Source organism: Pseudomonas sp. SWRI92 (genome assembly GCF_014268685.1).
GTDB lineage: Bacteria > Pseudomonadota > Gammaproteobacteria > Pseudomonadales > Pseudomonadaceae > Aquipseudomonas > Aquipseudomonas marvdashtae.
In genome coordinates this window covers 717,646-730,214 of record NZ_JABWQY010000001.1, presented here as the reverse complement: position 1 = coordinate 730,214, position 12,569 = coordinate 717,646, and the positions used below count along the sequence as shown (strand labels likewise).

Annotated in this window: 8 protein-coding genes; 5 read left to right on the top strand and 3 right to left on the bottom strand. The window is 59.2% G+C overall.

The genetic code is table 11. From position 1 onward, the window contains the following. The first annotated feature begins 62 nt into the window (after window positions 1-62). Window positions 63-4,451 carry a M10 family metallopeptidase gene (locus HU762_RS02895; protein ID WP_186632633.1) on the top strand — a complete coding sequence of 1,463 codons (4,389 nt, stop codon included), beginning with the start codon at window positions 63-65 and terminating at the stop codon, window positions 4,449-4,451. A gap of 67 nt (window positions 4,452-4,518) precedes the next feature. Here HU762_RS02895 and HU762_RS02890 read toward each other — a convergent pair whose 3' ends face one another. Then, on the bottom strand, window positions 4,519-5,751 hold the full coding sequence (locus tag HU762_RS02890; protein WP_186632630.1) for an MFS transporter: 1,233 nt from the start codon (window positions 5,749-5,751) through the stop codon (window positions 4,519-4,521). 149 nt (window positions 5,752-5,900) lie between these two features. Here HU762_RS02890 and HU762_RS02885 point away from each other — a divergent pair, with 149 nt between their 5' ends. From HU762_RS02885 to HU762_RS02875, 3 genes are all read left to right on the top strand, one after another. Then, entirely contained in the window at window positions 5,901-6,785 is an 885-nt protein-coding gene (locus HU762_RS02885) for a LysR family transcriptional regulator (RefSeq protein ID WP_186632627.1), read from the top strand. A 199-nt stretch (window positions 6,786-6,984) separates the two neighbouring features. After that, window positions 6,985-7,797, top strand: a complete 813-nt coding sequence (locus tag HU762_RS02880; protein WP_186632624.1) for an oxidoreductase — start codon at window positions 6,985-6,987, stop codon at window positions 7,795-7,797. 73 nt (window positions 7,798-7,870) lie between these two features. Then, window positions 7,871-8,857 (top strand): MDR family oxidoreductase, encoded by a 987-nt coding sequence (locus HU762_RS02875; protein WP_186632621.1) that lies wholly within the window; start codon window positions 7,871-7,873, stop codon window positions 8,855-8,857. Window positions 8,858-8,978: 121 nt separating this feature from the next. Here HU762_RS02875 and HU762_RS02870 read toward each other — a convergent pair whose 3' ends face one another. Then, window positions 8,979-9,221: a type II toxin-antitoxin system ParD family antitoxin gene (locus HU762_RS02870; protein ID WP_186632618.1), complete on the bottom strand. Its 243-nt coding sequence runs from the start codon at window positions 9,219-9,221 to the stop codon at window positions 8,979-8,981. A gap of 543 nt (window positions 9,222-9,764) precedes the next feature. Then, window positions 9,765-10,679 (bottom strand): LysR family transcriptional regulator, encoded by a 915-nt coding sequence (locus tag HU762_RS02865; RefSeq protein ID WP_225923569.1) that lies wholly within the window; start codon window positions 10,677-10,679, stop codon window positions 9,765-9,767. 256 nt (window positions 10,680-10,935) lie between these two features. Here HU762_RS02865 and HU762_RS02860 point away from each other — a divergent pair, with 256 nt between their 5' ends. After that, window positions 10,936-11,961 carry a zinc-dependent alcohol dehydrogenase family protein gene (locus HU762_RS02860; RefSeq protein WP_186632615.1) on the top strand — a complete coding sequence of 342 codons (1,026 nt, stop codon included), beginning with the start codon at window positions 10,936-10,938 and terminating at the stop codon, window positions 11,959-11,961. The last annotated feature ends 608 nt before the right edge of the window (window positions 11,962-12,569 follow it).

Sequence of the window (12,569 nt, the reverse complement as noted above, 5' to 3'; positions counted from 1 at the left end):
AAATGAACCACTTGTCGCGGCCGCACCCGGGAAAGGCCGCAGATCGCCCATAGGAAGCTCGTATGCCCAGTCCACTTGGTTATTCCTCGATTTCGTATGCAAAGCTGACTAGCAATGTGCAGGTCAACAGTTTGCTGGTCGGTACTTATTGGGCCGGTAGTGCGACGGCGGGCACGTCCTTGACGTACAGCTTCATGACGGCAGATTCCTATTTCGCCAGTAACTACAGCAGCGAAAACGAATACGAGCGCGGCTACGCCGTAACATCGGCGCAACAGGACGGCATCGTCAACGCCATCGGAAGCTGGGGTTCGGTTGCCAATATCCATTTCACCCAGGTCGCCGAGTCTGCTACCAATGTGGGTGATCTGCGATTTGGCGGCTATCTGTGGATGGACGATGACACGGCTGCATGGGGCTATTACCCCGACAGGACACCCAGCGCCGGGGATGTCTGGCTGGGGCCAGTGACCAACGATCCAACTCCCGACGAGGGCTCCTACGACTACCTGGTCTTCATGCATGAGATTGGCCACGCGTTGGGCCTCAAGCACCCGTTCTCCAAAAGCCTCTCGAACCCGACGATTCTTTCCGCGCAGTTCGATGACGTGCGCTACACGATCATGAGCTACAACAGCGCGTACTCCTACGAACCGACGACACCGATGTTGCTGGATATCGCGGCTATCCAGAGCCTGTACGGCGCAAATAACCAATGGCAGACCGGTAATACCACTTATAGCTGGGCGACCGGCCAATCGGTTTTCGAGACGATCTGGGACGCGGGCGGCATCGATACCATTGATGCGAGCAGCCAGGCGCAAGCTGTGCGTATCAACTTGAACGAAGGGCAGTTCAGCAAGATAGGCCAGGCATTCGTGAACCTCAGTACCGACACTGATTTCAATGAAGGCCTGGCGATCGCCTATGGCACCAAAGTCGAAAACGCAGTCGGCTCGGCCAATGACGACACGCTGATTGGCAACGCGCTGGCCAACGTGCTGAACGGTCGCGCTGGCAAGGACGTGATGATTGGCGGGGCAGGTAACGATACCTACGTCGTCGACAATATCGACGATGTTATTCAGGAAAACAGTGCGCTCAATAGTGGAGTCGATACAGTCCTGGCCTCCAGCAATTATGTCTTGAGCGCCAACATCGAGACCCTGACGCTCAGTGGTGTCGGCAATATCAACGGCACCGGCAACGCCCTGAACAACCGCATCACCGGCAACACCGCGGCGAATGTGCTGGACGGCGGCATCGGTATCGACACGTTGGTCGGTGGTACCGGCAACGACACCTACGTGGTCGACAACCTCAAGGACGTGATCAGCGAAACCAGCACCCTGGCCAGCGAAATCGATACCGTACGTTCCTCTTTGAATTGGACGCTGGGCGCCAACCTGGAGAACCTCACCCTGACCGGGCTCGCCAACCTCAACGGCCTTGGCAACGCTTCGAGCAACGTGCTGACCGGCAATGCCGGCAACAACGTTTTGGATGGCCTGACCGGACGCGATACGTTGATCGGCGGTGCGGGCAACGACACATATATGCTCGATAACGTTGGCGACAGTGCTGTCGAACTCGCCGATGAAGGCCGCGACGTGGTCCGCACTTCGGTCAGTCATGTCTTGTCGGCCAACGTCGAGGACGGCCAACTGCTCGGCGTTGCCGCGCTCAATTTAACCGGCAACGCCTCGAACAACAGCTTGATCGGCAACGCCGCGGCCAACGTGCTCAATGGCCTGGATGGCGCGGACTTCCTGGACGGTGGTGCCGGCATCGACACCTTGATCGGTGGCACCGGCAACGACACTTACGTGGTCGACAACCTCAAGGACATCGTCAGCGAAACCAGTACGTTGGACGGCGAGATCGACACCGTGCGCTCCTCGGTGAGCTGGAGCTTGGGCGCGAACCTGGAAAACCTCACGCTGACGGGCGTCGCTCACATCAACGGCAGCGGCAATGCGCTCGCCAACGTGCTGGTCGGCAATGCCGGCAATAACGTGTTGAATGGTGGCGCAGGCGTCGACCAACTGGACGGCGGTGCCGGCAACGATACCTACTACGTGGATAACCTCGGCGATACGGTCACCGAGCGAGGCGCTTCGCTGGTTGAAATCGACAGCGTTATTTCGTCCGTCAACTACGCCCTGGGCGCCAATCTCGAAAACCTGACGTTAAGCGGTTCCGGCAATATCAACGGCATCGGCAACGCCCTGAACAACCGCATCACCGGCAACACCGGGGCGAATATGCTGGACGGCGGCATCGGTATCGACACGTTGGTCGGCGGCACTGGCAACGACATTTATGTGGTCGATAATCTCCGGGACGTCATCAGCGAAACCAGTGTCCTAGCCAGCGAAATCGACACGGTTCGTTCCTCCCTGAGCTGGACCCTTGGCGCCAACCTGGAAAACCTCACGCTGACTGGCATTGCCCCTATCAACGGCAGCGGCAATGCCTTGAACAACGTGCTGACCGGCAACGCCGGCAACAACCTACTCAATGGCCTGGCCGGGCGTGACACGTTGAAAGGCGGTGCGGGCAACGACACCTATATGCTCGATAACGTTGGCGACAGTGCTGTCGAACTCGCCGATGAAGGCCGCGACGTGGTCCGCACTTCGGTCAGTCATGTCTTGTCGGCCAACGTCGAGGACGGCCAGCTGCTCGGCGTTGCCGCGCTCAATTTAACCGGCAACGCCTCGAACAACAGCTTGGTCGGCAACGCCGCGGCCAACGTGCTCAATGGCCTGGATGGCGCGGACTTCCTGGACGGCGGCGCCGGCATCGACACCTTGATCGGTGGCACCGGCAACGACACTTACGTGGTCGACAACCTCAAGGACGTCGTCAGCGAAACCAGTACGTTGGACGGCGAGATCGACACCGTGCGTTCCTCGGTAAGCTGGAGCCTTGGAGCCAATCTGGAAAACCTGACGCTGACCGGTGTCGCCCACATCAACGGCAGCGGCAATGCGCTCGCCAACGTGCTGGTCGGCAATGCCGGCAATAACGTGTTGAATGGAGGCGCAGGCGTCGACCAACTGGACGGTGGTGCGGGCAACGACACGTATTACGTCGATAATCTTGGCGACACAGTGATTGAGCGGGGTGCGTCGCTGATTGAAATTGACAGCGTCTTTTCAAGCATCAGCTACAATCTGGGCACCAACTTCGAGAACCTGACGCTGCTCGGCGCCGCCAGCCTCAACGGCACCGGTAACGCCCTGAACAACCGCATCACCGGCAACACCGGGGCGAATATGCTGGACGGCGGCATCGGTATCGACACGTTGGTCGGCGGCACCGGCAACGACACTTATGTGGTCGATAACCTCCGGGACGTCATCAGCGAAACCAGTGTCCTGGCCAGCGAAATAGACACGGTTCGTTCTTCGCTGGGCTGGACGCTGGGCGCCAATCTGGAGAACCTCACCCTGACTGGCATTGCCCCTATCAACGGCAGCGGCAACGCCTTGAACAACGTGCTGACCGGCAATGCCGGCAACAACGTTTTGGATGGCCTGACCGGACGCGATACGTTGATCGGCGGTGCGGGCAACGACACCTATATGCTCGATAACGTTGGCGACAGTGCTGTCGAACTCGCCGATGAAGGCCGCGACGTGGTCCGCACTTCGGTCAGTCATGTCTTGTCGGCCAACGTCGAGGACGGCCAGCTGCTCGGCGTTGCCGCGCTCAATTTAACCGGCAACGCCTCGAACAACAGCTTGATCGGCAACGCCGCGGCCAACGTGCTGAATGGCCTGGATGGCGCGGACTTCCTGGACGGCGGCGCCGGCATCGACACCTTGATCGGTGGCACCGGCAACGACACTTACGTGGTCGACAACCTCAAGGACATCGTCAGCGAAACCAGTACGTTGGACGGCGAGATCGATACCGTGCGCTCCTCCATAAGCTGGAGCCTTGGCGCCAATCTGGAAAACCTGACGCTGACGGGCGTCGCTCACATCAACGGCAGCGGCAATGCGCTGGATAACGTCATGACCGGCAATGCTGGCAACAACGTGTTCAACGGCGGCGCAGGCAATGATCGCCTCGATGGCGGAGCCGGCAATGACACGCTGATGGGCGGTGTTGGCACCGACACCTTGATCGGTGGCGCCGGAGCCGACCGTTTCGTCTTCAGCACGTTGAGTGAACTGGGCAAGGACGGTACCGGTGACGTCATTCTCGATTTCAGCCGCCTGCAGGGCGACAAGATCGATCTGTCGAAATTGGATGCCAATGCCCTGACACCGTTATTCAATAAGTTCAGCTTTATCGACGCGAACGATTTCACCGGAGCAGGGCAACTGCGCTTCATTGACCATGTGCTGTATGGCAACGTCAACGGCGACCTGAACGCTGATTTCGAGATTCAGTTGCTCGGTGTCAACACGTTCAGTGCCAACGATCTGGTTGCTTGATCAATCGCTCAGCCTGCCTTCGATGAGGGGCGGCTGAGCGATTTGAAGGCTTTGCCTTGGGCGGATATCAGGTCACCGCAGCGGCAGCGGCGTCACGCTTGGCGTATGCCGCAAAGCCATGTTGCGACGACCACGCCACCGCCAGTGCCAAAAGCAGCAGGACCGTCAGCGCAGGCGCAAACGCAACGACCCCCAGATGATTCAACATGGCGCCTCCGATGATTCCACCGCCGGCAATCGCAACGTTCCATGCGGTGACCAGCATGGACTGGGCGAGATCAGCTGCTTGTGCCGCCGTCTTGACAATGGCTGTCTGGAACAGCGTGCCGGCCCCACCGAAAGCGATTCCCCACGCTGCCATCGCGACATAGATCGCGACCGGCATGTCGCGCATCATCCCTAGCATCAACGCGGCGATGGCAAACAGGACTGTGCTGGCGAGCGTCAGGGCCCGAAGGTGTCGATCAATCAACACGCCGACGATCCAGATGCCGAGTAGCGAGGCGACGCCAAACACCAGTAATACAAGATCCGTTCGTTCGGCCAACCCGGACGCTGCCAGGAAGGGAGCGATGTAGGTGTACAAGATGTTGTGCGCCAATACGAAGGTCAGCACCACGAACAACACGCTGCGGACACCGGGCAGAGCAAGCACCCGACCTAATTCAAGCCGCTTCGCCCGGGGTTGCCCGGTGAAGTCAGGCACCTTCAGATGTACCCAGACCATCAAGGCAATCGCAAACACGCTCATGATGGCGAAGCTCATCCGCCAGCCAATCAGGTTGCCAAGCAGAGTGCCTGCCGGCACGCCCAGGGACAGTGCCAGCGGCGCTCCAACCATCGCAATCGCTATTGCCCGACCTTTTTGGCGTTCTGGCACCAGGCGGGCGGCATAACCGGCCAGCAATGCCCAGAGCAGCCCCGCTGAAACACCACCGAGCAACCGAGCGATGATCGTCAAACCGTAGCTGGTGGACAGTGTCGTGACGGTATTGGCGATGGCGAAGCCGGCGATGGCCAATAACAACAAGGGCCTTCTGCGCATGCCTTGGGTGGCTGCCGTCAACGGGATGGCTGCGAGCAACGAACCGAGCGCATAGACAGTAACGAGTTGGCCTGCGAGAGCTTGCGAGACCGCCAGTCCTTCGCTGATCTGCGGCAACAGGCCAGCGGGAAGTGCTTCGGTGAGGATAGTGACGAACGCTGCCAGTGCCAGGGCAAACAGCGATCCGAGGGGGAGTGGTGCGGCATCTTCGTCGTCGTTTCGATCTGCGCCGATCCGGGTATTGGCAATCGTCATGTTTCACCTTCCTGTAAGCCGCTGGTGGACTGGATGATTCCGTCCCTCAAGGATGACTATCTGGCGGCTACGGTAAGTGCGCTTCAGAGTGAAGACAATAATGCTAAGGTTCGGAACACAACGGACAAATTGTCTCTAATGGATCTCCCATGGAATCGTTAAGCGGGATAGATTTTTTTGTTCGGGCCGCCGAGGCTCGAAGCTTTTCAGAGGCGGGCCGGGTACTCGGGGTCTCCTCGTCGGCGGTGGGCAAAAGCGTGGCTCGCCTTGAAGAAAGATTGGGCGTGCGTCTGTTCCATCGCAGCACGCGAAGTATCACGCTGACGGCGGAGGGCGCGCTTTTCCTGGAACGCTGCCGGCGCATCCTGTGCGAAATCGAAGCGGCGGAGTTCGAGTTGTCCGAAACCCGAAAAGCGCCGCGCGGGCGATTGCGGGTGAGCCTGCCTTTGGTGGCGGGGCTGGTCATGCCGACGCTGATTGCGTTTATGCGCCGCTATCCGAGTATTGAGCTGGACCTGGATTTTTCTGATCGATTGGTGGACATCGTCGAGGAAGGTTTTGACGCGGTTATTCGTACCGGCGAACCGAACGATTCCCGGCTGATGTCCAGGCCGTTGGGCACATTTAAACTGTTGGTGGTCGGTTCACCCCGGTACTTCGTCGAACATGGCCGGCCGCAGGTCCCGGCGGATTTGTTGCAGCATGCCTGCCTGCTGTACAGATTTCCGAGCTCCGGCAGATTGCAGGTTTGGCCGGTCGCCGGGGAAGGGGAGGCGGATCTCGCTCTGCCGGCGGCTCTGATCTGCAATACCACTGAAGCGTTGCTACACGTTGTACGCGATGCACTGGGGATTGCCTGCGTGCCGGACTTCACCGTACGCGATGCGCTCGCTGCTGGGGAATTGGTCACCGTTCTGGATGACTTCAATCAGCACCAGAACACGTTCCGCATGCTTTGGCCTTCCAGCAAGCATCTGGCGCCCAAGTTGCGGGTGTTCATTGATTTCATGTGCACTGAGTTATTCAAGCGATAAGCGCAGCACAGCGGATCAAAACAACCGGAACAGCCAGTAAGGGCGGCCTGACAACGGGGTGGCGCCCGGTAGAGCGGGTATTCGAGTCATCAGTTAGATGTTGATCGAAATCAAAATCTTGACGGCGAAGATTATGACCATCATCATAGCTTCGCCCGACACGCTTCGATGCCGGGCCGACCCAGCCCGAGGAGTTCCTATGACGATCCCTAAACCCGTAGCGTTGGTGACAGGCGCTTCGTCTGGCATCGGAGAAGCCATTGCCAACAAACTCGTGGCCGCTGGCTACCGTGTGTACGGCACCAGTCGACGAGGGACGCGGGCGGAACGTCAGGCATTTGCGATGCTGGCCCTGGACGTGACTGACGATGCCAGCGTCGAAGCCGCCGTCGCAGAGCTGTTGCGGTTGGAAGGGCGCATCGATTTGTTGATCAACAACGCGGGCTTCGGACTCGCCCCGGCCGCAGCCGAAGAGAGCTCGATCGAGCAAGCCAAGGCGCTCCTCGATACCAATTTCCTCGGTGTCGTGCGCATGACCCGCGCCGTCGTGCCTCACATGCGGCGCCAAGGTGTCGGTCGAATCATCAACATCGGTTCGATACTCGGCGTCGTCCCCGTGCCTTATGTCGCGCTCTATGTGGCCAGTAAACATGCGGTGGATGGCTATTCCCAGGCGCTGGATCACGAACTGCGTACCCATGGCATCCGGGTTGTGGTCATCGAGCCCGGGTATACGAAAACGGCATTCGAGAGCAACAGCTTCCAGGCCGACGCCAAGCTGGACCTGTATGAGGATATTCGGGTAAAGGTAACCAAAGTCGTCAATCAGGCAATGGCGTCTGCCGAGGGGCCCGATGTGGTCGCCGACGTGGTGCTGAAGGCTGCTCGTGCCGATCGGCCGAAATTGCGCTATACCGCTGGCAAGGCCGCCGCCCAGTTGCAATTCATGCGCCGCTTCGCTCCGGCAGGCTTGCTGGACTCGGGCATTCGCAAAGCCATGCAATTGGCCTGAATCGCCTACGCTGTCCAGCGCTCTGGAGCACACGCGCTGGCCCGAATTCGCTCAAATGGACAGGAAAACAACAATGACCTTCAAAGCGCTGCTTTCCAATAAAACTGGCGATGTCATCTCCACCAACCTTGTCGACTTCAACGACGAGGACTTGATGGCCGGAGACGTCACTGTCGCGATCGAATATTCCACCGTGAACTACAAGGACGCCATGGCCCTCAGTGGCCGCACGCCGGTGATCCGCCAGTTTCCATTGATCCCAGGCATCGACTTCGCCGGCATCGTCGAAAGCTCCAGCCACGCCGGTTTCCAGGCTGGCGACCGGGTGCTGGTCAACGGTTGGGGGCTGAGCCAGACCCATCACGGCGGTTTTGCCCAGAAGGCACGGGTGAGCGGCGATTGGCTGGTAAAAGTCCCCGAGGTATTTTCGACCCGGGAAGCGATGGCGATCGGCACGGCAGGTTATACGGCGATGCTCAGCGTCTTGGCGCTGGAGCATGGCGGACTGACCCCGGAGCGCGGCGATATCCTGGTCACGGGCGCCAGCGGCGGCGCCGGCTCGGTGGCCATCGCGCTGCTCTCGGGCCTTGGCTATCGGGTGGTGGCCTCGACCGGGCGTCAAGAGGAAGCCGGCTACCTGAGCGATCTGGGTGCGACACAAGTCATCGATCGCCACACCTTGTCAGAGCCGGGCGCACCCATTGCCAAGGAGCGCTGGGCGGGCGTCATCGACTCGGTCGGCAGCCATACCTTGGCCAACGCCTTGGCGCAGACTCAATACCGTGGCGTTGTCGCTGCTTTCGGCCTGGCCCAGGGGGCGGACCTGCCCGGATCGGTGTTGCCCTTCATCTTGCGTAACGTGACCCTGGCCGGTATCGATTCTGTCAATGCGCCGCAAGACGTCCGGTTGCAGGCATGGTCACGACTGGCGCGGGACCTCGACTTGAGCAAGCTCGCCCGTACCACTCAGGTGGTGGGTTTGGCACAGGTTCCAGCGGTCGCCAGTCAGGTGCTGGAAGGCAAGGTCCGGGGGCGCACGGTCGTCGATGTGAACGCGTGACCTACGCTTCTCGCGGCCATCTGGAACTGAGGAGTCATCCATGACGCTTCCACGGCGCGAGCGATACGCGCCGGCAATTCTTGCGCACCAACTGCGTGGACGTCGCTGAAGCTGCCCGCAGTTAGAGACTCTCAGGGTCGCCTTCGTTCACCTGAGTAAAGCGCCCGTGCTCAAGATCCATGATGCCGATTGAGGTCGCCTGACGCAGGGCCTCAATTTTGGCGGCGTCTTCGGCGACGCGCTGCTCCAATAAACGTAAACCTTCTCGCATCACTTCGCTGGCATTCTGATAACGGCCGGACTGCACCAAGTCATGGATAACCTGTTCCTGGTGAGGGGTGAGCACAACGTTTCGCGTCGCCATAACTAGCTCCAGGTCTATGCAAACAGGTACTTTTGATTGTTGGCATATTATGCCATTTTCGCTCAGGAGAATAGCTTGGGGGCGACATCCGGCGATCAGGTGATGGCTGACTCGAACATCTTTGAATTATCAACGTTTCCGGAGCCTTGACTGTTGAGCCAGATGAAAGGCTAGTTTTACCAACCCTGGGGCGATCACTTCATCGCTGCCGTTGAAGTTCGATTCTGGTTTGCATGGGAAGTGTCAGCCCCTCCGATCTTGGCTTGAAAACGAGTCTGCACGGAGGTGGTGTTGTTCGCTCATCGATTCCAGTGTCCGCCGTTCCGCTGAAAGCTTCAGGCCGGTCTATCGAATCGCAGAGTGTCCGGTCGGAGCTATCCTCATCAATAGCCCACTTGGCCTTAGGCTGGGGGCATCCTTTTCAAACCATCCAAAGCATGCCCTCAGATGTGCCCCCAATGTAGCCATCCACTGGAAGTGAACGGAGCTCCATGGTTTGTCGAAAGGCAAAAATGATCAGATAAACAGCCAGCCCGACGACGCCTAAAGACTCTCAGGGTCGCCAAAAAACATCTGAATCCGCGATCTCAACCAGCGTTCGCCCGGGTCGTTGTCCTGGGATCCGCGCCAGGCCATGTGCAGCTCGAAGCTGCGCACCGGGATCGGTGGGTCTTCGGCGCGTACGCCGCCAGCGGCGGTCAGTGCGTCGGCGGTGTAGTCGGGCACCGTAGCGACGATGTCGGTGCCCGCCAGCAATGTGCTCAAGCCGTTGAACTGCGGCACGGCCAGCACCACATGGCGCTTGCGGTCGAGTTTTTCCAGCTCTTCGTCGATGAAGCCGCTCAAGTCGCCGGCAAAGGAAACCAATGCATGGGGGCGGGCGCAGAATTCGTCCAGGGTCAGTCGTCCCGGCGCGGTGTCGGCGCGCAACACTTTGGGTAAGCTGCGGCGCAATACCTTGCGCTTGGCGTTCGCCGGGAGGTCGTCGGTGTAGCTGACACCAATGGAAATTTCACCTGAGGCGAGCAGACCTGGCATCAAGATGTAGTTGACTCGCCGCACCACGAGCACAATGCCTGGCGCTTCCGCTCGCAGGCGCTTGAGCAGCATGGGCAGCAGGGCGAACTCGGCGTCATCCGACAGACCGATGCGAAACACCGACGTGCTGGTGGCCGGATCGAACTCCGCCGCCCGGCTGACGGCCGTGGAAATCGAATCCAGGGCCGGGGACAGCAGGGCGAAGATCTCGATCGCCCGGGCCGTGGGCTCCATGCTGCGCCCGGTGCGCACGAACAACGGGTCATCGAACAGGCTGCGCAGGCGCGACAGCGCGGCACTGATGGCCGGCTGGCCGAGAAACAGCTTCTCGGCGGCGCGGGTCACACTGCGTTCATGCATCAATGTTTCGAACACGATCAACAGGTTCAGGTCGACACGACGCAGGTCATTACGATTCATCTGGGGTCCTGGCAGATTCGGCAAGCTTGACGTGGGCGGCCATATGAGAACAATGACCGGCGTGAATCTTACGGGGAAAGGCTGGTACTCTGCATCGGCTAATTGCAATTTTTAAGGATAAGTCTTACCGGACTGGTTCGGTTTTCCTACGCGGAATCAATGACAGGCATGTCGACTATTAATAGCCACTGATGGTCTTGGGTACAAAGCCCGGATAGAGTTCATGGCATTAGAGGTAACTTTGACGAGGTTTGCGATGTCCCGCACGATCCGTTTTCACAAGTTTGGTGGTGCCGAGGTGCTCAAATGCGAAGAGCATGCGGCGGCTCTTCCTGCGCCAGGAGAAGTGCAGGTCCGCGTCGAAGCGATCGGCATCAGTTGGTATGACACCCTGTGGCGCCAGAACCTGGCGTCGTCCCAGGCCCGCCTGCCTTCCGGGCTGGGTCATGAGATGGCTGGGGTGGTGACGGCGGTTGGCGAGGGTGTCGATGACCTGGCCGTGGGCGACAAGGTCGCCAGCTTCCCCGCCGAGAGCCCGAACGATTACCCGGTGTACGGTGAAATCATCGTGCTGCCCCGTACGGCGTTGACTCGTTACCCCGACGTGCTCAGCCCGATCGAAGCCGCAGTGCATTACACGCCGCTGCTGATCGCCTACTTTGCCTATATGGATCTGGCGCGGGTGAAACCCGGACAATTTGCCTTGGTGACCGACGCCAGCCATTGCGCCGGCCCATCCTTTGTGCAATTGGGCAAGGCCTTGGGCGTACGGGTGATTGCGGCGACCAAGACTTCCGACGAACGCGACTATCTTCTGTCGCTTGGCGCTGAAAAGGTCATCGTCACCGAAGAGCAGGACTTGCTGATGCAAATCAACAAGCTCACTGATGGTCGTGGCGTCGATGTCGTGTTCGATGGTCTCGGCGGGCCGCAGATGTCGCTTCTCGGCGACGTGCTGGCACCCCGTGGCAGCCTGGTGCTATATGGCTTGCAGGGCGGTAACCAGACACCCTTTCCAGCCTGCGCGGCGTTCCAGAAGAACATTCAGTTCTTTGTGCACTGCATTGGCAATTTCACCGGTAAGCCGGAGCTGGGCATTGTCCAGGACCAGGTGGCGTTGCAGCGGGCGTTGCGCGATATCAATCAGCTGACTGCCGATCGCGTGCTGCTGCCGCTCAAGACTCGGGTGTTTCCGTTCTCCGAGTTTGTCGAAGCTCACCGCTACATGGGCGAATGCCCTTGCCGTGAACGTGTTGCCCTTCAGGTAGTCGATCCCGCCTGATTATCCCCCTTGCGCAAGAGTCACGGGCTTCGACTCTTGCGCTGCCCTGGTCGTACCGACCATTTTCTTCCTCGTTCGTAATCCATCGTGTCCGCCGGAAAGTGCGCACCTGCGCCTGGCATGCGTGACGTACGGCCGTTTCACTACGGCGCGTTGAAGGCTCACCCCGCAAGAACGGCAACTGAACTGGTTTTTGCCGTTAATCTGTATCTTCTAATCATTATTTAAGTCCTGATAATTGAGCGCTCGTTTCCAACTCAAGGAAGAAGTCGTGGCGCGATACAGACTTTGCACTGATTTCGAATCTTCTGCGCATGTTCCAAGTGACTTCCGCGTTATTTCCTTCGTGGCTGCGCGTCGACAAAGGGGAAGAGTGGCTGGGGCAGCAGGTAGGTCGCCGCTCGGCATGTTCCTTATTTGTTGTATCCCTTGTCTGTGGGAAGTTGTAAGAAATCTCCTAGGACACTTTAAACATTTGGCGATGCCCCATGTTTCCGGGGGGTCTGCCGGCGCCAGTGGTAGAGAAGGGGTGGCACTGCTCGTATGTGTCAAATAATTACGCAGGACAGCATTCAAGCCTATCGCCAATACTTTGGGCAATAGCAAAA

What these genes read in the sequence shown, in the direction of transcription:
- HU762_RS02895 (WP_186632633.1), top strand. Translation starts at nt 63, where the DNA reads ATGCCCAGTCCACTTGGTTATTCCTCGATTTCGTATGCAAAGCTGACT.
- HU762_RS02890 (WP_186632630.1), bottom strand. Translation starts at nt 5,751, where the DNA reads ATGACGATTGCCAATACCCGGATCGGCGCAGATCGAAACGACGACGAA.
- HU762_RS02885 (WP_186632627.1), top strand. Translation starts at nt 5,901, where the DNA reads ATGGAATCGTTAAGCGGGATAGATTTTTTTGTTCGGGCCGCCGAGGCT.
- HU762_RS02880 (WP_186632624.1), top strand. Translation starts at nt 6,985, where the DNA reads ATGACGATCCCTAAACCCGTAGCGTTGGTGACAGGCGCTTCGTCTGGC.
- HU762_RS02875 (WP_186632621.1), top strand. Translation starts at nt 7,871, where the DNA reads ATGACCTTCAAAGCGCTGCTTTCCAATAAAACTGGCGATGTCATCTCC.
- HU762_RS02870 (WP_186632618.1), bottom strand. Translation starts at nt 9,221, where the DNA reads ATGGCGACGCGAAACGTTGTGCTCACCCCTCACCAGGAACAGGTTATC.
- HU762_RS02865 (WP_225923569.1), bottom strand. Translation starts at nt 10,679, where the DNA reads ATGAATCGTAATGACCTGCGTCGTGTCGACCTGAACCTGTTGATCGTG.
- HU762_RS02860 (WP_186632615.1), top strand. Translation starts at nt 10,936, where the DNA reads ATGTCCCGCACGATCCGTTTTCACAAGTTTGGTGGTGCCGAGGTGCTC.